At 73.3% G+C, this 21,765-nt stretch carries 23 protein-coding genes; 4 read left to right on the top strand and 19 right to left on the bottom strand.

What is annotated here, in order from left to right:
• Positions 1–29 precede the first annotated feature (29 nt).
• The gene (locus ACK2IS_RS06550) at positions 30–1,934 is read right to left on the bottom strand and encodes a propionyl-CoA synthetase (protein ID WP_409485335.1); all 1,905 of its coding nucleotides are present in this window, start codon (positions 1,932–1,934) and stop codon (positions 30–32) included.
• 86 nt (positions 1,935–2,020) lie between these two features.
• Positions 2,021–2,434 carry a hypothetical protein gene (locus ACK2IS_RS06545; RefSeq protein WP_409485334.1) on the bottom strand — a complete coding sequence of 138 codons (414 nt, stop codon included), beginning with the start codon at positions 2,432–2,434 and terminating at the stop codon, positions 2,021–2,023.
• 158 nt (positions 2,435–2,592) lie between these two features.
• On the opposite strand from ACK2IS_RS06545, the gene ACK2IS_RS06540 reads away from it, so the two are divergent.
• Both ACK2IS_RS06540 and ACK2IS_RS06535 read left to right on the top strand, forming a co-directional pair.
• Positions 2,593–3,660, top strand: coding sequence for an LOG family protein (locus tag ACK2IS_RS06540; RefSeq protein ID WP_409485333.1), 1,068 nt, complete (start codon positions 2,593–2,595; stop codon positions 3,658–3,660).
• Between the two features lie 174 nt (positions 3,661–3,834).
• On the top strand, positions 3,835–4,410 hold the full coding sequence (locus ACK2IS_RS06535) for a DedA family protein (RefSeq protein ID WP_409485332.1): 576 nt from the start codon (positions 3,835–3,837) through the stop codon (positions 4,408–4,410).
• A gap of 144 nt (positions 4,411–4,554) precedes the next feature.
• Here the strand turns inward: ACK2IS_RS06535 and rlmN are convergent, their stop codons facing one another.
• From rlmN to rpsB, 6 genes are all read right to left on the bottom strand, one after another.
• Positions 4,555–5,730: a 23S rRNA (adenine(2503)-C(2))-methyltransferase RlmN gene (gene rlmN, locus ACK2IS_RS06530; protein WP_409485331.1), complete on the bottom strand. Its 1,176-nt coding sequence runs from the start codon at positions 5,728–5,730 to the stop codon at positions 4,555–4,557.
• A gap of 21 nt (positions 5,731–5,751) precedes the next feature.
• The gene (locus tag ACK2IS_RS06525) at positions 5,752–6,648 is read right to left on the bottom strand and encodes a phosphatidate cytidylyltransferase (RefSeq protein WP_409485330.1); all 897 of its coding nucleotides are present in this window, start codon (positions 6,646–6,648) and stop codon (positions 5,752–5,754) included.
• Between the two features lie 20 nt (positions 6,649–6,668).
• On the bottom strand, positions 6,669–7,226 hold the full coding sequence (gene frr, locus ACK2IS_RS06520; RefSeq protein ID WP_409485329.1) for a ribosome recycling factor: 558 nt from the start codon (positions 7,224–7,226) through the stop codon (positions 6,669–6,671).
• A 91-nt stretch (positions 7,227–7,317) separates the two neighbouring features.
• A complete protein-coding gene (gene pyrH, locus ACK2IS_RS06515) occupies positions 7,318–8,073 on the bottom strand; it encodes a UMP kinase (protein ID WP_409485328.1) in 756 nt (251 codons plus the stop codon).
• 132 nt (positions 8,074–8,205) lie between these two features.
• Positions 8,206–9,033 carry a translation elongation factor Ts gene (gene tsf / locus ACK2IS_RS06510; protein ID WP_409485327.1) on the bottom strand — a complete coding sequence of 276 codons (828 nt, stop codon included), beginning with the start codon at positions 9,031–9,033 and terminating at the stop codon, positions 8,206–8,208.
• Positions 9,034–9,090: 57 nt separating this feature from the next.
• A complete protein-coding gene (gene rpsB / locus ACK2IS_RS06505; protein WP_409485326.1) occupies positions 9,091–9,957 on the bottom strand; it encodes a 30S ribosomal protein S2 in 867 nt (288 codons plus the stop codon).
• Between the two features lie 298 nt (positions 9,958–10,255).
• Between rpsB and ACK2IS_RS06500 the strand changes: the two genes are divergently transcribed.
• The gene (locus ACK2IS_RS06500; RefSeq protein WP_409485325.1) at positions 10,256–11,407 is read left to right on the top strand and encodes an aminotransferase class I/II-fold pyridoxal phosphate-dependent enzyme; all 1,152 of its coding nucleotides are present in this window, start codon (positions 10,256–10,258) and stop codon (positions 11,405–11,407) included.
• Positions 11,408–11,435: 28 nt separating this feature from the next.
• Here the strand turns inward: ACK2IS_RS06500 and ACK2IS_RS06495 are convergent, their stop codons facing one another.
• On the bottom strand, positions 11,436–12,320 hold the full coding sequence (locus ACK2IS_RS06495; RefSeq protein ID WP_409485324.1) for a DUF3152 domain-containing protein: 885 nt from the start codon (positions 12,318–12,320) through the stop codon (positions 11,436–11,438).
• A 152-nt stretch (positions 12,321–12,472) separates the two neighbouring features.
• Here ACK2IS_RS06495 and ACK2IS_RS06490 point away from each other — a divergent pair, with 152 nt between their 5' ends.
• Positions 12,473–13,015 (top strand): M23 family metallopeptidase, encoded by a 543-nt coding sequence (locus tag ACK2IS_RS06490; RefSeq protein WP_409485323.1) that lies wholly within the window; start codon positions 12,473–12,475, stop codon positions 13,013–13,015.
• Between the two features lie 5 nt (positions 13,016–13,020).
• Here the strand turns inward: ACK2IS_RS06490 and ACK2IS_RS06485 are convergent, their stop codons facing one another.
• From ACK2IS_RS06485 to trmD, 10 genes are all read right to left on the bottom strand, one after another.
• A complete protein-coding gene (locus ACK2IS_RS06485; protein ID WP_409485322.1) occupies positions 13,021–13,926 on the bottom strand; it encodes a tyrosine recombinase XerC in 906 nt (301 codons plus the stop codon).
• A 93-nt stretch (positions 13,927–14,019) separates the two neighbouring features.
• Positions 14,020–15,231 carry a DNA-processing protein DprA gene (gene dprA / locus ACK2IS_RS06480; protein WP_409485321.1) on the bottom strand — a complete coding sequence of 404 codons (1,212 nt, stop codon included), beginning with the start codon at positions 15,229–15,231 and terminating at the stop codon, positions 14,020–14,022.
• Positions 15,228–16,748, bottom strand: a complete 1,521-nt coding sequence (locus tag ACK2IS_RS06475) for a YifB family Mg chelatase-like AAA ATPase (RefSeq protein WP_409485320.1) — start codon at positions 16,746–16,748, stop codon at positions 15,228–15,230. Before ACK2IS_RS06475 ends, dprA begins: the two co-directional genes overlap by 4 nt.
• Entirely contained in the window at positions 16,745–17,134 is a 390-nt protein-coding gene (locus ACK2IS_RS06470) for a YraN family protein (RefSeq protein ID WP_409485319.1), read from the bottom strand. Before ACK2IS_RS06470 ends, ACK2IS_RS06475 begins: the two co-directional genes overlap by 4 nt.
• A 154-nt stretch (positions 17,135–17,288) precedes the next feature.
• Complete coding sequence (locus ACK2IS_RS06465) at positions 17,289–17,612, bottom strand: DUF2469 domain-containing protein (protein WP_241451884.1); 324 nt, start codon at positions 17,610–17,612, stop codon at positions 17,289–17,291.
• On the bottom strand, positions 17,609–18,382 hold the full coding sequence (locus ACK2IS_RS06460; RefSeq protein WP_409485644.1) for a ribonuclease HII: 774 nt from the start codon (positions 18,380–18,382) through the stop codon (positions 17,609–17,611). Before ACK2IS_RS06460 ends, ACK2IS_RS06465 begins: the two co-directional genes overlap by 4 nt.
• 41 nt (positions 18,383–18,423) lie before the next feature.
• Entirely contained in the window at positions 18,424–19,254 is an 831-nt protein-coding gene (lepB, locus tag ACK2IS_RS06455) for a signal peptidase I (RefSeq protein ID WP_409485318.1), read from the bottom strand.
• Positions 19,251–19,928 carry a signal peptidase I gene (lepB, locus tag ACK2IS_RS06450; RefSeq protein ID WP_409485317.1) on the bottom strand — a complete coding sequence of 226 codons (678 nt, stop codon included), beginning with the start codon at positions 19,926–19,928 and terminating at the stop codon, positions 19,251–19,253. Before lepB (ACK2IS_RS06450) ends, lepB (ACK2IS_RS06455) begins: the two co-directional genes overlap by 4 nt.
• A gap of 41 nt (positions 19,929–19,969) precedes the next feature.
• Entirely contained in the window at positions 19,970–20,329 is a 360-nt protein-coding gene (rplS, locus tag ACK2IS_RS06445) for a 50S ribosomal protein L19 (RefSeq protein ID WP_409485316.1), read from the bottom strand.
• A gap of 227 nt (positions 20,330–20,556) precedes the next feature.
• Positions 20,557–21,765 carry a tRNA (guanosine(37)-N1)-methyltransferase TrmD gene (trmD, locus tag ACK2IS_RS06440; protein ID WP_409485315.1) on the bottom strand — a complete coding sequence of 403 codons (1,209 nt, stop codon included), beginning with the start codon at positions 21,763–21,765 and terminating at the stop codon, positions 20,557–20,559.

Raw genomic sequence — 21,765 nt, 5'->3', positions numbered from 1 at the left:
GTGGCTCCTGGTGTCGGCCCAGGTCCGCGTCACTGCTCGCGCCGCAGCACCGCCGTGAGCGAGTCGAGGACGCCGCGGTCCTCGATCGTCGAGGGCACCTGGGCCTCCTGGCCGTCCGCGATCTGCCGCATGGTCTTGCGCAGGATCTTGCCGGACCGCGTCTTGGGCAGCCCGTCCACGATGTCCACGCGGTGCAGCGCGGCCACGGCCCCGACCTCCTCGCGCACCCGCTGCACCAGCTCGTTGCGCAGCCGCTCCTGGGCCTCCTCGGTCGAGGCGTCCACCCCGGACTTGAGCATCACCAGAGCCCGGGGGACCTGTCCCTTGAAGGAGTCGGCGACCCCGATGACCGCGCACTCGGCGACCGCGGGGTGACCTGCCAGGGCCGCCTCGATCGCCCCCGTCGACAGCCGGTGGCCGGCGACGTTGAGGACGTCGTCGGTGCGACCCATGACGTAGATGTAGCCGTCCTGGTCGATGTAGCCGCCGTCGCCGGTGAGGTAGTAGCCCTCGAAGGCCGACAGATAGCTGGAGACGTAGCGCTCGTCGTCCTGCCACAGCGTCGGCAGCGTGCCGGGCGGCATCGGCAGCGTGATGACGATCGCGCCCTCGGTGCCCGGCGGCACCGGCTGCCCCTGGTCGTCGAGCACCTGCACGTCGTAGCCGCACACCGCGGTCGACGGCGACCCCGGCTTGACGGGCAGGTCCTCGATGCCGCGCGGGTTCGACGCGATCGGCCAGCCGGTCTCGGTCTGCCACCAGTTGTCCACCACCGGCCTGCCGGTCTTGTCGTGGGCCCAGTGGTAGGTGTCCGGGTCGAGCCGCTCGCCGGCCAGGAAGATGGTCCGCAGGCAGGAGATGTCGTAGTCCGCCAGCAGCTTCGCGTCCGGGTCGTCCTTCTTGATCGCCCGGAAGGCCGTCGGCGCCGTGAACAGCGCGCTCGCGCCATACTCCTGCACGACCCGCCAGAACGCCCCGGCGTCGGGGGTGCCCACGGGCTTGCCCTCGTAGACGACCGTCGTGGCGCCGGTCAGCAGCGGGGCGTAGACGATGTAGGAGTGACCGACCACCCAGCCGACGTCGGACGCGGTGAACATGGTGTCGCCCGGGTTCACGCCGTAGAGGTGGGGCATCGACCAGCGCAGCGCCACGGCGTAGCCGCCGGAGTCACGGACGATGCCCTTGGGCTTCCCGGTCGTCCCGGAGGTGTAGAGGATGTAGAGCGGGTGGGCGGACTCGACGGGCACGCACTCGGCCGGCTGCACCACGCCCGGGCGCATGACCTCGGCCCAGTCCAGGTCCCGCTCCCCCATCTGCGCGGGCTCCTGCTCGCGCTGGAGGATGACGCATCGGTCGGGCTTGTGCTCGGCCCGGCGGATCGCCTCGTCGAGGTAGGGCTTGTACTTCACCACCCGCCTGGGCTCGATGCCGCAGCTGGCGCTGACGACGACCTTGGGCGCCGCGTCGTCGATGCGGGCCGCGAGCTCCTGCGGGGCGAAGCCGCCGAAGACCACCGAGTGGATCGCCCCGATGCGTGCGCACGCCAGCATGGCGATCACCGCCTCCGGGACCATCGGCATGTAGACCACCACCCGGTCGCCCTTGGTGACCCCCAGGTCCCGCAGCACTCCCGCGAACCGGGCGACCTCCTCGAGCAGCTCGGCGTAGGTGTAGGTGCGCCTCGCCCCCGTGACGGGCGAGTCGTAGTGCAGGGCCGGCTGGTCGGCGCGGCCCTTGACGACGTGACGGTCCAGCGCGTTGTAGCAGACGTTGAGGCGGCCGTCGGGGAACCAGGTGTAGAACGGCGCCCTCGAGTCGTCCAGCACCTCGGACGGCGTGGTGATCCAGTCGATGTCCGCGGCCGCCTCGGCCCAGAAGGCCTCGGGGTCCTGCCTGCTCTTGTCGTACGCCGCTGCGTAAGCACCCTTGCTCATGGATATATACAACACGTGTCCCGGTGGCCTGGGCCACCGGGACACGGCGTCGGAGCGGTCGTCGGACCGCTGGGTGCGGCGAGCGGTCAGCAGCCGCCGAGGCGCAGACCCTTGAGCACCGCGGCGGGCGCGATGCCGCAGCCCACCTGCGAGGTGCCGAGGTCGGCGACGGTCCAGCGACCGTTGACCAGGCGCAGCACGACGACGGCGTCGTCGGTCTGGCCCTTGGTGGCGTGGACGGTGGCGCGGGCCCAGCCGCCGGAGACGACCTGGACGCGCTGCACGCGCCAGTCAGCGCGCTTCCAGCCGCGCATGGAGCGGTCGGTGGCGATGGCCCAGTAGATCTTGGAGACCGTCGCGCGGGAGACGGGGACCTGACGCACGGCGGCGACGGGGCGGGTCGGCGCGGCGGACGAGGCGGTGGCGTGACCGGACAGGCCCACGCTCATGGCGAGGAGAGACGAAGCGGCGGCGGCCACGAGGGTGGAACGACGAGGCATAGGGATGTTCCTTTGCAGACCGGACGAGGAGGCGACGGAGCCACTACATCACTCCGGCGCTCATCCGTCTGCCCCCGAGCTGCCGGACCGACGGCAACATCACCCATGTGGTCGGACATGATGACCTGGTGGAGATCCATGATGCGCACAGTCTGACCATGCTCCTCGACCAGGGCCTGCCGCTCCAGGGCGTCCGGCTGCAGTCGGTCGATCTGACCCGTTGCCGCGAGTCCCTCCTGCGACGTGACGATCTCGGCGGACTCGTGGTCCTCGGCGGGGCCCGCACCGAGGACCTGACCGAGCACCTCGTCCGGGCCGGGGCGGTGGTCTTTCCCACCGTCACCGACGTCCCCGTCGATGTCTACCGCGCCGCGCTGTACGCCCCCGAGGAGCTCTACGCCGGGCTCGACGAGGGCTACGACCGCACGCCCGACGCCCGGGCCTACGCGTGGTCCCAGGACGCGGCGCTCGCCGGCGATCCCTACGTCGCCGTCCTGCGCTCGCTGCACGACGACGCCATGGAGGACGCCCTCGACGAGCTGCTCGAGGACCGGCGGGTGGTCGGCGTCATGGGTGGTCACGGGGTCTCGCGAGGGACGCCGGAGTATGCCGACGCGGCGCGGCTCGGCCACGCCCTCGCGCGCTCCGGGACGGTGGTGCTCACCGGCGGCGGACCTGGGGCCATGGAGGCCGCCAACCTCGGGGCGGCCGCCCCCGATGCGGCGGCGCTCGAGGCGGCGCTGGGGCAGCTGGGCCGGGTCCCGGGCTTCCGGCCGTCCGTGGCCGAGTGGGCTCGCGTGGCGTTCGGCATACGGCAGTCCTGGCCGCTCACGACCGCGGTGTCCAGCGTGGGCATCCCCACCTGGTTCTACGGCCACGAGCCGCCGAACGTCTTCGCCCAGCAGGTGGCGAAGTTCTTCTCCAACGCGCTGCGGGAGGACCTGCTCCTCGCCCGCTGCACCGACGGGGTGGTGGTGCTGCCGGGCGCCGCCGGCACGGTGCAGGAGGTGTTCCAGCTGTCCACCAGGCTCTACTACGCCCCGGCCGGCGGCACCCTGCCGCTGGTGCTGGTCGGCCGGGAGCAGTGGACCGAGACGCTTCCGGTCTGGCCGCTGCTGCGGGCCCTGGGCGCGGGCCGGGAGATGGGCGGCCAGCTCCACCTGGTCGACCACGTCGACGAGGTCGCCCCGCTGCTGGCACGCGCCACGGAGCTCCCGCTGCCCTGAGCCGGAACGTCTCGGGCCTCCCGGACGTCACCCCAGGCACGCCCCCGAACCGAGGAGATCGCCCTGACCACCGTCACCGCCACCCTGCCGAGCGCACGCACCCTCGCCGGCTCACCCACCACCGATCCCGCAGCCCCCGCCGGATCCACCGTCACCGACTGGGCCGTCGGGCTCATGGAGACCCTGGGCGGCCCCGGCGCCATGATCGCCACTGTCCTGGACAGCGTCTTTCCCCCGATCCCGAGCGAGCTGATCCTCCCCCTCGCGGGCTTCACGGCCTATCGCGGCGGGATGACGCTGTGGGCCGCGATCGGCTGGAGCACGCTGGGCTCGCTGATCGGGGCGCTGCTGCTCTACTGGGGCGGCGCCGCCCTGGGCCGGTCCCGACTCACCGCGGTCGCCCGACGGATCCCGCTGGTGGACGTGCACGACATCGACCGGGCCTTCGCGTGGTTCGAGCGGCACGGTCGCACCGTCACGTTCTTCGGCCGGATGGTGCCGATGGTGCGTTCCATGGTCTCCGTGCCCGCCGGGGTGGAGCGGATGCCGCTGCTGATGTTCTGCCTGCTCACCACCGCCGGCTCGCTGGTGTGGAACTCCGCGCTGATCGTGGGGGGCTATGCCCTGGGGACCCAGTGGTCGCGGATCGAGCAGTGGGCGGGCTGGTTCCAGCACGCCGTGGTGGCGTTCTTCCTCGCGCTCGCGACGCGGTGGCTCTGGCAGCGGCTACGGGCCCGCCGCGAGTCCTGAGCCGCCACGAGCCCTCGGCCGCCCCGCGTCCTGAGCTGCCGCGAGTCGGGATCGGCTGCAGGTCCTGACCGGCTGCGCCCGGCTCGTCCCGGCCCGGCGTGCCGGCCCGGCGTGCCGAGGAGCGACAGGGGCCTGGTCCGCAGGTCAGGCGGTCGCGGCGGCCAGCTGTCCGCAAGCGCCGTCGATGTCCTGGCCGCGGGTGTCGCGGACCGTCGTGGAGATCCCCCGCCCGCGCAGCCGCTCGACGAACTGCTGCTCGACGCCCTTGCGGCTCGCCGTCCACCGGCTGCCCGGCGTCGGGTTGAGCGGGATCGGGTTGACGTGCACCCAGCCCGTGCCACCGCGGGCGACGAGCTTGTCGGCGAGCAGCTCGGCCCGCCAGGCGTGGTCGTTGACGTCCTTGATCAGGGCGTACTCGATCGACACGCGTCGCCCGGTGGCCTCGAAGTAGCGCCGGGCCGCGTCCAGGGCCTCGTCGACCTTCCACCGCGTGTTGATCGGCACCAGCTCGTCGCGCAGCTCGTCGTCGGGGGCGTGCAGCGACAGGGCCAGGGTCACCGCGATCCCCTCCCCCGCAAGGCGGTCGATGCCCGGGACCAGCCCGACCGTCGACATGGTGATCCCCCGGGCGCTCATGCCCAGGCCGTCCGGGGTCGGGTCGACGAGCCGGCGGATGGCGTCGACCGCCGGTCGGTAGTTGGCCAACGCCTCCCCCATCCCCATGAACACGACGTTGGAGACCCGCAGCGGTCCGGCGTCCCCCTCGGGCATCGGGCCGAGCTCCCCCGCCCGCAGCGCCCGGGCGGCGCTGACCACCTGCTCGACGATCTCCGCGGTGCTCATGTTGCGCTGCAGCCCGCCCTGGCCCGTGGCGCAGAACGGACAGTTCATCCCGCAGCCGGCCTGGCTGGAGATGCAGATCGTCGCCCGGCCCGGGTAGCGCATGACCACCGACTCCACCAGCGCCCCGTCGTGCAGCCGCCAGACCTTCTTGTGCGTCAGGCCACCGTCGGCGACGCGCGTCGTCACCGGGGTGAGCAGCGCAGGCAGGGCCCGGGCGACCAGGTCCTCCCGCTGCGCCTTGGGCAGGTCAGGCATGTCCGCCGGATCGGTCACCAGCCGGTCGAAGTAGTGCACGCTCAGCTGCCGGGCCCGGAAGCCCGGGTGCCCCAGCCTGGTGAGCCAGGCCCTGCGGTCCGCCGGGGCGAGATCGGCCAGATGGACCGGAGGCTTGCCCCGGCGTGGGGCGTCGAAGGTCAGCCGACCCGGCTCGGGCCGGATCGTCGGCGTGGGCAGGTCCTGCGGCTGGCTGTCACTCATCGCCCCCCATTGTCGCAGCCCTCACCCCAGATAGGTGATGACCAGCCAGCACATCGGCGCCGTCAGCAGCAGCGAGTCCAACCGGTCCATGATCCCGCCGTGCCCGGGGAGGATGTGACCCATGTCCTTGATGCCGAGGTCGCGCTTGATCACGGACTCGCACAGGTCACCCACGGTCGCCGTCACGCAGGCGCCCGCCCCGAGCAGCAGGCCGGCCCACCAGGGCGCGTGCAGCAGCCAGCCCACGCAGACCGCCCCCACGACCATGCAGGTCACCATGGATCCGGCGAAGCCCTCCCAGGACTTCTTCGGGGAGACCGACGGCGCCATCGGGTGCTTGCCCTTGAGCACCCCCACGGCATACCCGCCGATGTCGCTGAAGACCGTCACGGCGATGAAGGTCACCACCTTGAGCTCGCCCGAGGGCTGGGCGAGCAACATGATGCAGAAGCTCGCGAGCAGCGGGACGTAGGCCAGCGTCAGCGCCGCTCCCCCGACGTCCCGCATCGCGTCCCGGACGCCCAGCAGGGTCCGCCACACGACCACGACGCCCAGGGCGAGGGTGAAGGCGAGGGTGAGGGCGCGGGGGCCGCCGGCATACGCGCTGAGGAGCATCGCGAGCCCGCCCACGACGGTGGGGATCACCGGGACCCGGACGTGGCCGTGGCGCACGGCGCGCACCACCTCGGTCATGCCGACGACGATGGCGGCGGCCACCAGGGCCAGGAAGGCCCGCGGGTCCCACACCAGGGTCCCGACGATGGCGGTCGCCAGGGCCACGCCCACACCGATGGCGGCGGGCAGGTCACGCCCGGCCTTCCCGGGCGTGCGGTCTCGACGCGCGTCCGCGAGGGCTCGCTGGATCCTGCGCTGCAGGCGCGAGCCCTCGCGGGCGTGCGGGAGGTCGGGCGTCGTCATGGTCGTCCGGCGGAGCTCGCTCAGACCTCGAGCAGCTCGGACTCCTTGCCCTTGAGCAGCACGTCGACCTGGTCGGTGTACCTCTTGGTCAGTCCGTCGAGCTCCTTCTCGGCGCGGCTGCCGTCGTCCTCGCCGACCTCGCCGTCCTTGACGAGCTTGTCGAGCTGGTCCTTGGCGTGACGACGCACGTTGCGGATCGAGACCTTGGCGTGCTCACCCTTCTCGCGGGCGATCTTGATGTACTCCTTGCGGCGTTCCTGGGTCAGCTCCGGGAGGTTGATGCGCAGGACCCCGCCGTCCTCCGACGGGTTCAGCCCCAGGCTGGACGCGCGCAGGGCCTTCTCCACGTCGCGGACGGCGCCCTTGTCGAAGGGAGTGATCAGGACCATCCGGGCCTCGGGGACCTGGATCGAGGCGAGCTGCTGCAGCGGGGTCGGAGCGCCGTAGTAGTCGACCATGATCTTCTGGAACAGGGCGGGGTTGGCCCGGCCGGTGCGGATCGCCGCGAAGTCCTCCTTGGCGACCTCGACGGCCTTGTCCATCTTGTCCTCTGCCTCGAGCATGATGTCGTCGATCACGGTGTCCTCCAGCGTCTTTCGGTATGGCGAAGTAGATACGGGGCAAAGCTGGTCCGGAACCGCGCGGGTCGCCCGCCGGCTCGCGGAGGTCTCAGGCGGTGACGAGCGTGCCGATGCGGGCCCCGCGGACGGCGGCAGCGACGTTGCCCTCGCCCTCCATCCCGAAGACGATCATCGGCAGCTTGTTGTCCATGCACAGGCTGAAGGCCGCCGCGTCGACGACCTTGAGGTTGCGCGCGAGCGCCTCGGCGTACGACAACGTGTCATAGCGCTTGGCCGTCGGCGTGGTGCGCGGGTCCGCGTCGTACACCCCGTCGACGCCGTTCTTGGCGATCAGGACCGCGTCGCACCGGGTCTCCAGGGCCCGCTGGGCGCTGACCGTGTCGGTGGAGAAGTACGGCATGCCGGCGCCGGCGCCGAAGATCACGACCCGGCCCTTGTCCAGGTGGCGCATCGCGCGACGCGGGATGTACGGCTCGGCGACCTGGGTCATCTCGATCGCGCTCTGGACCCGCGTCTCCACGCCTTCCTTCTCCAGGAAGTCCTGCAGCGCCAGGCAGTTCATCACGGTGCCGAGCATGCCGATGTAGTCGGCGCGGGAGCGGTCCATGCCCTTCTCCTGCAGCTGGGCCCCCCGGAAGAAGTTGCCCCCGCCGATGACCACGCAGACCTGCACGCCGCCGCGGACGGCCTCGGCGATCTGCCGGGCGATGCCCCGGACGACGTCCGGGTCCAGGCCGACCTTGCCGCCGCCGAAGACCTCGCCGGAGAGCTTGAGCAGGACCCGGTGGTAGCCGCGGTTCCCGTCAGGCGCCTGGGGCTCGGGGCGGGTGGTGGCTGCGGTCATGTCGGCTCCTCGTCACGGGCTCGTGGCCGGATCGCCGGCCGGGGTTCAGTGTTTCATACTGCGACCGGGCCCGGCCCACCACGAGGGTGGGCCGGGCCCGGGGTGTTCGACGACCTGGGTCGTCGGCGGGGATCAGCTGCCGACGCGGAACCGGACGAAGGACTTCGCCGTGGCGCCGCCCTCCTCCAGGACCTTGCCGACGGTCTTCTTGGCGTCCTTGGCGAAGGCCTGCTCGAGCAGGACGTTCTCCTTGAAGAAGCCGTTGACGCGACCCTCGACGATCTTGGGCAGGGCCGCCTCGGGCTTGCCCTCCTCCTTGGCCGTCTCCTCGGCGATGCGCCGCTCGTTGGCGACGGTCTCGGCGTCGATGTCCTCGCGGGACAGGACGTTCGGGGAGAACGCGGCGATGTGAAGCGCCACGTCGTGGGCCACGGACTCGTCGCCACCCTCGGTCACCAGCAGGACGCCGATCTGCGCCGGCAGGTCGGGGCTGGTCTTGTGCAGGTAGGACGTGACCTTCTCGCCCTCGAGGCGGGCAACCCGCTTGACCTCGATCTTCTCGCCGATGGTGGCGTTGGCCTCGTCCAGGAGCTCCTTGACGGTCTTGCCGTCGACGGTGTGGGCGAGCAGGGTCGCGGCGTCCGCGGCCTCGGCGTCCACGGCCGCCTGCAGGACGGTGTCGGCCAGCTGGCCGAACTTGTCGCCCTTGGCGACGAAGTCGGTCTCGCAGAGCACCTCGACGAGGGTGCCGACGCCACCGTCGACGTGCGCGCGGACCAGTCCGTTGGAGGTCGCGCGGCCCTCGCGCTTGGTGACGCCCTTGAGCCCCTTGACGCGCAGGATCTCGGTGGCGCGAGCCTGGTCGCCGTCGGCCTCCTCGAGGGCCTTCTTGACGTCGAGCATGCCGGCGCCGGTCTTCTCGCGGAGCGCCTTGATGTCAGCAGCGGTGTAGTTAGCCATGTTCGTAGCTACTTTCTACGCAGGTGGTGGGTGTACGCGTGCGGTGACTGCTGTGGGTCAGGCCTGCGGGGCCGCGGCCGCGTCGGCCTCGGCGGGAGCCTGCTCGGTCGCAGGCTGCCCGGTCGAGACCTGCTCGGCGGGGGCCTCGGTCGCGGCGGCCTCGGCGTAGAGCTCGCGCTCCCACTCGGCCAGCGGCTCGGCGGCGGTGGACTCCTCGCTCGACGAGCGGCCGGAGGAGCGGGCGACCAGGCCCTCGGCGACGGCGTCGGCGATCACGCGCGTAAGCAGGGTGACCGAGCGGATGGCGTCGTCGTTGCCCGGGATCTTGTAGTCGACCTCGTCGGGGTCGCAGTTGGTGTCCAGGATCGCGATGACCGGCAGACCCAGCTTGCGCGCCTCGTCGACGGCCAGGTGCTCCTTCTTGGTGTCGACGATCCACACGGCCGAGGGGACCTTGGCCATGTTGCGGATGCCGCCCAGGGTCTTCTCGAGCTTGTCCTTCTCGCGCTTGAGGACGAGGAGCTCCTTCTTGGTGCGGCCGGAACCGGCCACGTCGTCGAAGTCGATCTCCTCGAGCTCCTTGAGGCGCGTGAGGCGCTTGGAGACCGTCTGGAAGTTGGTCAACATGCCGCCGAGCCAGCGGTGGTTGACATAGGGCATCCCGACGCGGGTGGCCTGCTCGGCGACCGGCTCCTGGGCCTGCTTCTTGGTGCCGACGAAGAGCACCGTGCCGCCGTGGGCGACGGTGGCCTTGACGAACTCGAAGGCGTCGTTGATGTAGGTCAGCGACTGCTGCAGGTCGATGATGTAGATGCCGTTGCGCTCGGTGAGGATGAAGCGCTTCATCTTGGGGTTCCAGCGACGGGTCTGGTGCCCGAAGTGGACGCCGCTCTCGAGGAGCTGGCGCATGGTGACGACGGCCATGCCGAGGTCTCGCTCTCTTGTCGTTGTCAGTTACCCACGACCGACGGCGGGTGCCGCGGCCGTGCCTGGCGCCTGCGTACGCACCCCGCCGGGTGTCCCCGGACTGCCGTGGTGCGCCCCGGTTCTCACCCCACGGGTGACCTCCGGCGAGAAGGCGCGCGAATTCGGGAGGGTGCTCGCAGGCACGTCTCCCGTCCTGCCATGGTACGGCCCCGGCGGGGGCCCTCCTAATCGTCATACCGGATCGTCCCTGGACGGACGGGCGGCGTCGGTCGGCTGCCGCGCTAGATTCCCCGGTATGCCGCAGCCCCAGCACCCGGCCCTCGCCTCCTTCGGGACCACGATCTTCGCCGAGATGACCGCCCTCGCCCAGGAGCACGACGCCGTCAACCTGGGCCAGGGCTTCCCGGACGAGGACGGTCCTGCGGAGATGCTCGAGGTCGCCGCCCGCGCCATCCACGAGGGCGCCAACCAGTACCCTCCGGCGGCCGGTCTTGCCGTGCTGCGGGAGGCGGTCGCCGACCACCAGCGACGGTGGTACGGGCTGGACCTGGACCCGACCGAGCAGGTGCAGATCACGGTCGGGGCCACCGAGGCGGTCGCCGTCTGCCTGCTCACGCTCGTGCGCCCCGGCGACGAGGTGGTCGTCATCGAGCCGGCCTACGACTCCTACGCCGCCTGCATCGCCCTGGCCGGCGGGGTGGCGCGGCCGGTGACGCTGCGCTTCCCCGACTTCCGGCTCGACCCGCAGGAGCTGCGCGCGGCCTTCACGGCCCGCACCCGCGTCGTGCTCGTGAACTCCCCGCACAACCCCACCGGGCGGGTCCTGGACGCCACCGAGCTGCAGGCGGTCGCCGACCTCGCGCAGGAGCACGACGCCTGGGTCGTCTCCGACGAGGTGTACGAGCACCTGACCTTCGACGGCGCGCGGCACGTCCCGATCGCCACCCTGCCCGGGATGGGCGGACGGACCCTCACGATCTCCTCGGCGGGCAAGACCTTCTCCGCCACCGGGTGGAAGGTCGGCTGGCTCACCGGCCCGCCCGACGCCGTCGCCGGCGTCCGCCAGGTCAAGCAGTTCCTTACCTTCGCCCACGCCGCGCCCTTCCAGCTGGGGGTCGCCGCCGCCCTCGCCCTGCCCGCCGGGCGGGTGCAGGACCTCGCCTCCCGCCTGCAACGGCGTCGGGACCTGCTGGTCGCCGGGCTGGGTGACGCGGGCCTGGAGGTCAGCGTGCCGGCGGGGACCTACTTCGTGGTGGCCGACCTGGCTCCGCTCGGCTGGCGCGACGCCGTCCGAGACGCCCGCACCATGGCGCAGGACCTCGGCGTCGTGGGCATCCCGGTGGCGGTGTTCCACAGCGACGACCGCGAGGCCCGGACCCTCGCGAGGTTCGCGTTCTGCAAGCAGGAGCCGGTGCTGCTGGAGGCGGTTCGACGGCTCGCGCGATGAGCGGCGCACTCCCCTGCCAGGGACCGGCTCAGGGATAGGGCCAGGCGACGCATCCCTGCAGGGTCTTGGTCTGCTGCAGCATCACCGGGGCCGGGTGTCCCGGACCCGGACAGGCGTCGTGCCCGTGACCCAGCCCGTGCCCGACCTCGTGGTTGACCAGATAGATCCGATAGCGGGCGAGGTCCTTGCCGTAGGTGTACGCCCCCGTCACCCAGCGCTGCGCGTTGATCCAGGCCGTCCCGGCGTTGAAGCACGAGACGGCACTGTTGGTCTGCAGGGGTCGGCAGCCGGCGTCCACGGTCCCCGGGCTGGCCAGGGCCACCCGGATCTGCGGCTGCGTCCCGGACGCCACCTGCTGGGGGGACAGCCCCACCCACCGCACGTGGTCGGCCGCCTGCCACCCCCGCGGGTCCAGCAGGGTGGCGGCCACCGCGGTCGCGAACTCCCCGGCATCCTGCGGCAACCCGTCCTCCACGGCGATCGAGTAGGTGACGACGCGCCCCGGCACGGTCACCGGCGCGCTGCGGGCCGCCAGGACCGTGAACGTGCCCCGGCCGTGCTGCGGGACGCGGGGCGAGATGTCGCCGTACACCCCGTGGTAGCCGCCCTGGTCGTCGTCGGCGCCCGGGGTCGGGGCGGCGGGGGTGACCCGGGACGACACGGCCACGGCCGCGGGCGTCACGGCCGGGGGGACGGGCACCGAGGTGCTGGGGGCGGGAGCGGCGACCTGGGTCGTCGGGCGGGGGCGCAGGGCCCACGCACCCAGCACGCCGATGAGCAGCACGAGCGCGATCGCCACGGTCCGCCGGAACCGGCGGCGCCGACGGGCGCTCCACCCCCGCCCGGCCCGGTGGGCAGGCGGGCGCCCGGGGTGCCGGCCCTGGCTGGGCACCTGACGTCGAGACTCGCGCACGCCCACACCCTAGGCGACGGCCCTGCGGACTCCGACCGGCCGCAGGTCCTCGTCCCCAGGCGGGCAGGTCCGCTCGCGGTCCGGTCCGTCCTCGTCCACAGGAGGCCCCGAGACCAGGACGGTCCCGGCGTCCGCGGGCCAGGCTCAGGGGTATGCCGATACCCGCGCCCCTGCTCGCTCTCCTTCCCCTCGTCCTCGGGCTGGCTCCGCTGGTCGCGTCCCCCCGCACCGGTGACCCGGGCGCCCCCCTGCCGCCCGCGGTGGCCGCCACCAGCCGTGCACACCCGGTGGTGCGGGCGAGGTGGGTGTCGCCGGTGACGCCGCCGGTGGTGCTGCACCCCTTCGTCGCCCCGGCGCACCGGTGGTCACCAGGCCATCGTGGCGTCGACCTGGCCCTGCCCGTCGACGGGCCCGTGCACGCGGCGGCCGCCGGGGTCGTGGCCTTTGCGGGGATGGTGGCCGGTCGTCCGGTGGTGGCGGTGGACCACGGCGGCATCCGGACGACCTACGAGCCCGTCCGGGCGGTGGTGCCGGTCGGACGGACCGTGACGGCCGGTGAGCTCCTCGGCACGCTGGCCGGGCCCGGGCACTGCCTGCAGGGGTGCGTGCACTGGGGTGCGCTGCGCGGTGAGGACTATCTCGACCCGTTGAGCCTGCTCGCACCGCCGCAGATCGTGCTGCTCCCGCTGCGGTGAGGTCCTCACGCGCGGGGGTGCGCCTGCTGGTACGCCCGCCGCAGCCGGTCGACGGACACGTGCGTGTAGATCTGGGTGGTGGACAGGCTCGAGTGGCCCAGCAGCTCCTGGACGACCCGCAGGTCCGCCCCACCGTCGAGCAGGTGGGTGGCGGCGCTGTGACGCAGTCCGTGCGGGCCCAGGTCGGCTGCTCCCCCCACCTGGGCGACCGCCCGGTGCACGACCTCCCGGACCTGACGCGGGTCCACGCGACGGCCCCGGCGTCCGAGGAACAACGCCGACCCGCTCGCGTCGGTCACCAGCTGCGGCCGGCCCCGCCCGAGCCAGGCCCCGAGCGCCCGCTCGGCGGGGACGCCGTACGGCACCGTGCGCTCCTTGGCACCCTTTCCGAGGACTCGGGCGGTCCGCGACGCGCGGTCGACGTCGTCGACGTCCAGGCCGACGAGCTCGCCCACGCGGACACCGGTGGCGTAGAGCAGCTCCAGCATGGCCAGGTCCCGGAGCCGGAGCGGGTCGTCCGGCTCCTGCGGCGCAGGGGCCGCCGCGTCGAGCATGGCCTCCGCCTGACCGTGGTCGAGCACCTCCGGCAGGGTCCGCCGGCGACGAGGCGCCGCGAGCCGGGCGGCGGGGTCCACGGCGACGAGCCCGCGCCGGGCGGCCCAGGCGTAGAAGGACCGCACCGCCGCCGATCGACGTGCGACCGTGGAGCGCGCCGCGCCCGCCCCGGCGTGGCGGGCGAGCCAGGCGCGCAGGTCCGGGAGCGACAGCTCGAGCAGCCCTCCGGCACCCACCTCCCGGGCATGGTCGTCCAGGTGCCGCAGGTCCCCGACATAGGCCCGGACGGTGTGCTCGGAGCGGGCCCGCTCCGCCATCAGGTGCCGTGCGAACTCGTCGAGGGGGTCGGTCGACATGACCACACTCTCCCAAGTCCGCCCGACGCCCGCGGGCAGCCGGCGGCCGACGCGCCGCCGAGGTCACCCGTCAGACCGAGCCGCCCGCCTCGCTCAGGGGTCGAGGCGGGGCGCACCCACCTCACCGTCCGCGGCCCGCGTCTCGGCGAGCTCCCGGCGGCGGCGGGTCTCCCGCAGCCGCTCGGACCTCACGCGGCCGCTCAGGCGGCACAGGCCCTCGTCGGTCTCGGCCAGATCGAGCGAGACCAGCCGCCCGAAGGCGGCCCGGGCGTCGGCGAGCGGCAGACCGGCCCGCCGGGCCACGCTCTCCAGCGCCCGGCCCCGGGCGTACGGCAGGGCGTCCAGGAGGGCCTGGTCGACGGGAGCCAGCCGGTCCCGCTCGCACTCCGGTCCACGAAGCTCGGGAGCCAGGTCCTCCCCCATCCGGCCGCAGAGCTCGGCGACCTCCGCCGCGTCCGTCACCAGCAGGGCGGCGCCGTCCCGGATCGCCTGGTGGCACCCCGCGCTGGCCGCAGAGGTGACCGGGCCCGGGACGGCACCGACGGGTCGCCCGAGCGAGACCGCGTGCCGCACGGTGCTCAGGGCGCCGCTGCGGTGACCCGCCTCGATGACCACGGTGCCTGCGGTGAGGGCGGCGATGAGCCGGTTGCGCTGCAGGAAGCGCGAGCGGGTCGGGGCGCAGGCCGGGGGCACCTCGCTGACCACCGCGCCGGTCTCGGCCACCAGCTCCAGCAACCGCGCGTGGGCCGCCGGGTAGGGGCGGTCGACACCTCCGGCCAGCACCGCCACCGTCGTCCCGTCGCACCCGAGGGCGCCGCGGTGGGCCGCCGCGTCGATGCCGAAGGCCGCTCCCGACACCACGCAGAAGGCCCTCGCGACCAGGCCGGCGGCCAGCTCGTGGGCCACGTGCTCGCCGTAGGCCGTGGCCGCCCGCGACCCGACGAGCGCCACCGAGCGCCGCAGGGCCAGGTGCAGGGGGACGGGGCCCCGCACCCACACGCAGGCGGGTGCGAGCCGCCCCAGGTCGTCCAGCCCCGAGGGCCACTCCGCGTCCCCGGGCACGACGAGACGGGCCCCGCACCGCTCGGCAAGATCGAGGTCGCGCGCCAGGTCGGCGTCGCGCAACCTGCCCTGCAGCGGCTGGAAGCGCTCGTCCCGGCTGGTCGCCAGCGCCGCCAGGGCAGCCTCGTGCTCCCCCCGGCAGGCGTCCAGCAGCGCGAGCATCCGGCGGTCGCAGGGCTCGGCGACGCGGCTCCACAGGGCCCGCGCAGCACGGTCGTCCTGCGGGAGGTGGCCGGGGGTCATGCCGCCGTCCCCTCGGCCTGGCGCAGGGTGAGCGCCTGGTCGACGTCGTCCCTCGTGGGGACGACGTGACCGGCGAGGTCCGCGACGGTCCACGCCACGCGCCGCACCCGGTCGTAGCCCCGCAAGGTCAGCGCCCCCCGCTCGAGCGCGGCGTCCAGGGAGCGCAGCGCAGCCCTCGGGATCTGCCAGGCACCGTGCTGCAGGGCCCGGCCGGGCACCTCGCCGTTGGTGCGCCAGGGCTCGGTGGCGGCGCGGGCCGCGGCGGCCGCTCGCGCCTGGACGACCCGCCCCGCGACGGCGGCGCTCGGCTCGGGCTCGGTGTCGACGCGGTGCAGGCTGGTCACCGCCGGCACCGTGAGGCGCAGGTCGATGCGGTCCAGCAGGGGCCCGGACAGGCGGGACAGGTAGGTGCGTCGCTGCAGCGGCGTGCAGTCGCAGGCCAGGCCCTTGCCGACGGCCCGGCCGCAGGGACAGGGGTTGGCCGCGAGGACCAGCTGGAAGCGGGCCGGGAAGGTGGTGGTGCGGCGAGCCCGCCCGACCGTCACGCACCCCGCCTCCAGCGGCTGGCGCAGTCCGTTGAGGACGTTGGTCGCGAACTCGGGGGCCTCGTCGAGGAAGAGCACACCGCGGTGCGCCGCCGTGACCGCCCCCGGCACCGGGTGACCGATCCCCCCGCCCACGAGCGAGGCCATCGAGGCTCCGTGATGGACGGCGCGGTACGGCGGGCGGCGCACCAGACCCAGCGGGGCTGCGTCCGCGCTCATGACCGACTGGATGGCGGTGACCTCGAGCGCGTGGTCGTCGGCGAGGAGCGGCAGGAGCCCCGGGAGGCGCTCGGCCAGCATGGTCTTGCCGGCTCCGGGCGGGCCGCACAGGAGCAGGTGATGACCCCCGGCGGCAGCCACCTCGAGCGCGAACCGCGCCTGGGCCTGCCCCACGACGTCGGCGAGGTCCGGCGCCTCGTCCGGCGTCGGCTCCTCCTCACCTGCCGCCACCGCCAGAGTGCCCTGTCCACGGTGGAAGGCCACCACCTCGGCCAGGTGCCAGGCTCCACGCACGTCGGCGCCCTCGACCAGCGTCGCCTCCCGCAGGTTCGCCGCCGACACGACGACCCGGGTGCGCCCCTCGGCCACCGCCGCCCGCACGGCCGGCAGCACACCGCGGACGGCCTTGATGCTCCCGTCCAGCGACAGCTCGCCCAGGTGCACGGTCTCGGCCACCCGGCCCGGGACCTGACCGTCGGCCGCCAGCAGGGCGATGGCCATGGGCAGGTCCAGCGAGGAGCCGGCCTTGGGACGCCAGGCCGGTGAGAGGTTGACGGTGAGTCGCCGGGTGGGCAGCGGCACGCCGGCGTTGGCCGTGGCCGCGCGGATCCGGTCCTTGGCCTCGCCGACGGTCGCGTCGGCCAGCCCGGTCACCGTCAGCGCGGGCAGCCCCGGGCTGGCGTCCGCCTCGACGTCGACGACCAGCCCTTCCAGACCGTCCAGCGTGACCCCGCGGGTCAGCCCGATGCTCACGACAGCACCGCCTCGAGGTGCTCGACCTGCGCCGCACCGGACCGAGGCACCGTCACCCCGACCACGTCCACCCGCACGTGCGGGGACGTGACCTCGGGATGTGCCTGCAGCCAGCGGACGGCGAGCCGGCGCAGGCGGGCAGCCTTGCGCAGGGTCACCTGCTCGAGGGGGCCCCCGAAGGCCGTCGACGTGCGGGTCTTGACCTCGCACACCACGAGGGTCGGCGGCTCGCCGGGGGTCACCGCCACGATGTCGACCTCACCCAGGTCGCACCGCCAGTTGCGGTCCACCACCCGCAGACCGGACGCCTCCAGGTGGCGCACCGCCACCTTCTCGCCATACTCACCGACCGCGCGATGCCGCGCAGGCCCCGTCCCAGCACCCATCGTCCACCTCGCCCTCCACCCGGCCACCATGGCCGGGGGAACCAGGGTGACGTGGCCCGGACCGAGGCGACGCAGATCCCGCCGGCCCTGTGGACGGACCCCGCGGGACCGCGACGAGCTGGGGACAGAGCCCCGTCGGAGAGGGGTTCCGGGCTCAGCGTGGGAAGCCGGGGTCCTTGGCGAGGTCCAGCTCGGACTTGGCGAGCTCCTCGACGTTGACGTCCTTGAAGGTCACGACCCGCACGTTCTTGACGAACCGGGCCGGGCGGTAGACGTCCCACACCCACGCGTCGGACATGGTGACGTCGAAGTAGACCTCGCCGCCGTCCGAACGGACCCGCACGTCGACCGAGTTGCACAAGTAGAACCGTCGCTCGGTCTCGACCACGTGGGAGAAGAGGCCGACGACGTCGCGGTACTCGCGGTACAGCGCCAGCTCCATCTCGGTCTCGTAGCGCTCCAGGTCCTCTGCGCTCATCGCCCCTGCTCTTCCTCGTCGACGTCCGGCCCCCGGGCCGGTCCCCCATCATCCTCCATGACGCCACCCGGCGGCTGCACGCCCGGCAGCCGCCAGGACCGCCGGTGGTGCGCCGAGGGTCCCAGCCGGGCGAGCGCGTCCAGGTGCCCGGGGGCGGCGTAACCCTTGTTGTCGGCGAAGCCGTAGTCCTCGGCCACCTCCCCGGACGCCGCGAGGGCGGCCATGACGGCGTCCCGCTCGACCTTGGCCAGCACGCTCGCGGCAGCCACCGACGAGCACCGCAGGTCCGCCTTGATCATCGTCCGGACGGGCAGGACGGCGTCGTCCCAGGCACCGAACAGGCCCACCCGGTCCGGCTCGGTGAACCAGTCGTGGTTGCCGTCCAGCAGCACCAGCGCAGGGGTCAGTCCCGCGCCCCTGGTCCGGTCGAGTGCTCGGCGCGCGGCCAGCCGGAGCCCGGCCATGATCCCGCGCTCGTCGATCTCGGCCGCGGAGGCATGGCCCACGCCGTGTGCCGGCGCCCAGCGTCGCAGCCGGGGCACGAGACGCTCGCGGGCGGTGGGCGTGAGGAGCTTGGAGTCCCGCACGCCGGTGGGCGCCGGGTCGACCTGCTCGTGGACCAGCACCACCCCGACGCTCACGGGCCCGGCGAGCGCACCCCGGCCCACCTCGTCGACCGCGGCGATCACCCGGTGCCCCTCCGGAAGCTCACGCAGCAGGGACCGCTCCAGTCGCAGCGTCGGCCGGATCGTCCTGGCCCCGGCCGTCATCCGGCGGGACGGGTGGCCGAGCGCAGCAGCGTCGGTCGTGGTCACCGGGGGTCGGGGACCGTGGCGAAGACCTCGCTGGGCTGACCGATCCAGGTCAGGTCCGACAGCGGCCAGACCACGGTCACGGCGCGGCCGACGACCTTGCTCACGGGCACCGAGCCCTGCGAGCCGTCCTGCCTGGGGTCGTGCAGGCGGGAGTCGCCCGAGTCGCTGCGGTGGTCGCCCATCAGCCACAGCTTGCCCGCAGGCACCGTGATGTCGAAGGGCTGGTTGCTGGGGGCGTCACCGGGCTTGAGATAAGGCTCGGTGACGGCGGTGCCGTTGATGGAGAGCTTGCCGTCCGGCGTGCAGCACCTGACCTTGTCGCCGGGGAGCCCGATCACCCGCTTGATCAGGTGGTTGTCCGAGTCGTTGGGCATGAGGCCCACGAAGACGAGGGTGTCGTGGACGGCCTTGGACAGCCCGGTGCGCTCCGTCGGGGGCAGGGTCGACAGCCAGTGGTCCGGGTCCTCGAAGACGACGATGTCGCCGCGCTCGAGGGAGAACGGTGAGGGTGTCAGCTTGGAGACGACGACCCGGTCCCCCCGGACGAGGGTGTCCTCCATCGAGCCGGAGGGGATGTAGAAGGCCTGCATCAGCCAGGTCTTCACCGCGAGGGAGAGCACCATGGCGAGAACCACCACCACGACGAACTCACGCAGCGCGTGGAGGACGTCCTGGCCGGGCCGCCGCTCGGCCTGGGTCTCGACCCGCGTGGCCCGCGGCCGCGCGTCGTCGGGCACCGAGGCCGTCACCCGGCCGCGCTCGCGCGAGTCACGGACCTCGTCCGGCTCTCCGGCGTCCCTGCGCGGGGGCGTCAGGTCGTCGCTCATCGATCTCCTCCGAGGGTGGGGGTGGGTAGGGCGGACAGCTCGCGGCGGTGTCCGGGCGGCCAGATCACCTGGACCACGTGGCCGGTGACGTCCCCCGTCGGAAGGAAGCCGCCGCCGGGTCGGCCGAGCCGGGACCGGGAGTCGGCCGAACGACTGCGGTGATCACCCATCAGCCACAGTGTGCCCGTTGGGACGGTGACGGAGAACGCGACGTCGCTGGGCGTGTCCCCCTGCGCGACATACTCCTCGCGCAGCGGGTGCCCGTCCAGCAGCAGACGCCCCTGCGCGTCGCAGCACCGGACCTGCTGACCGGCCGTGGCGATCACTCGCTTGACCAGGTGCTGCCCGGGCGACTCCCCCGCGAACCGGCCCAGGAGTCGGCGCGCCCAGGGGCGACGGTCCTCCAGGTCGAAGCTGCGACCGTCCACGACCACCACGTCCCCCGGACGGAGCGCGGCGGGCCGCTTGTCGACCAGGATCACCTCGCCCGGCCGCAGCGTGGGCTCCATGGAGGCGCTGGGCACCGCGAACCAGTCGACGAGGAAGGTGCGGGCGAGCACGAGAGCCAGCCAGGCGACCAGGGCCAGCGCCACGAGGTGCCGGGCACGCCGGGACGGCAGAACCCCGGCCGACGTGCTGTCGGCCGGGGTCCGGTCTCGGTCCTGGGGCTGCACCGGGGAAGCCTAACGGCCCCGCCTGGGAGCAGCGCCCACGATCACTTGCTGGGGACGTTCTCGCGCTTCTCGCGGATCTTGGCCGCCTTGCCGCGCAGGTTGCGCAGGTAGTACAGCTTCGCGCGGCGCACGTCACCGCGGGTCATGACCTCGATCCGGTCGATGACCGGCGTGTGCAGGGGGAAGGTGCGCTCGACGCCGACGCCGAAGGAGATCTTGCGGACCGTGAAGGTCTCGCCGATGCCGCCGCCGGACTTGCGGATGACCACGCCCTGGAAGACCTGGATGCGCGAGCGGGTGCCCTCGATGACCTTGACGTGGACCTTCAGGGTGTCACCGGCACGGAAGTCAGGGACGTCGGTGCGCAGGCTCGCGGAGTCGAACTCGGCCAGCTTCTTCATCAGTGTTCCGTTTCTCGCAGGGCGCCACAGGTCGTCCTGCCGTCAGCCTCGCCGGGGCGAGGAGAGCCTGGGTGGTATGACGTCCCGGACCGCCACGTGCCCACCGCGCAGCGGGGGGGCACTCCCCCTGTGGCAGGGGCGTGATGTCCGTCGGGAACGCAAGGAATCATTGTGCCAGACCCGAGGGGCTGATCCCAAAAGCGCGGCCCGCGCGGGCCGCGGGTCGTTCAGCGGACGCCGGGCCCGGTCCGGGAGGGGTCCCCGAGCGCCGGACGGGAGTGCTCGGCGGCCCCCTCGGGCAGGTGCCGCCGTCGGGCGGGCCGGTACCCCGCCTTGCGGGCGATGCGCCGGGCTCGCTCGTCGGCGTCGGCGAGGTCTGCGACGAGGTGACGGGTCCCGGACGGGGCAGCGGTCTCGGCGTGCTCCAGCAACGCTCGTCCCAGCCCGCGCCCGGTCAGGTCGGGGGCCACTACCAGGCGGCCGACCTGCCAGGTCTCGCCGTCGAGCGCGCGTCCCGCGACCGCGGCCACCACCCGACCCCCCGCACGGGCCACCCAGGTCCGCCAGCCGCCACCGACGAGCTGGGCCACCTCGCTCGCCGGCCCAGCACCGTCAGGCAGGTCACCGCCGCCGACTGCCCGGGCGGCGGCGCGGAGCACCCACAGCTCCGCCGCGTCGGCAGGCACGGCCGGCTCGGGGACGACGTCGGCGCCGGTCAGCGCGGCGGAGGGCGGCAGCAGGTCGGGCCGCCGGGCCGCGGTCCGCTCCAGCCGCTGCTGGTGCCGCCACGACGCGATGGCGCCGTGGTCGCCTGACAGCAGCACGGAGGGCACCTCGCGGCCACGCCAGGTCGCCGGCTTGGTGAAGACGGGGTACTCCAGCAGCCCGTCCTCGTGGGACTCCTCCACGAGGGACTCGGCGTTGCCGACCACGCCCGGCAGCAGCCGAGCCACCGCCTCGGTGATGGTGAGCACCGCGACCTCGCCGCCGTTGAGGACGTAGTCACCCAGGGAGACGACGCGCACGCGGCCGTCGAGCCGCTCGGCCGCGTAGTCGTAGACGCGCTCGTCGATCCCCTCGTAGCGCCCGCACGCGAAAGCGAGCCAGGGCTCCTCGGCGAGCTCGTGCGCCATGGCCTGGGAGAAGCGTTGCCCGCCCGGACCTGGCACGACGAGCAGGGGCCGCCGCCCGGCATACCTGTCGTCCCCGATCTCGGCGAGATGGTCGATCGCACGGGCCCACGGCTCGGGCGTCATGACCATCCCGGCTCCCCCGCCGTACGGGGTGTCGTCGACGGTGCGATGCCGGTCGGTGGTCCAGCCACGCAGGTCGTGGACGTGCAGGTCCAGCAGCCCCTCCCGACGTGCCTTGCCGATCAGGGACAGGTCCAGGGGTGCGAGGTAGTCGGGGAAGATCGAGACGACGTCGAGGCGCAC

Origin of the sequence: Arsenicicoccus dermatophilus (assembly GCF_046267915.1) — a bacterium.
GTDB classification, from domain to species: domain Bacteria; phylum Actinomycetota; class Actinomycetes; order Actinomycetales; family Dermatophilaceae; genus Arsenicicoccus; species Arsenicicoccus dermatophilus_A.
This window is presented reverse-complemented; position numbering and strand designations above follow the sequence as displayed.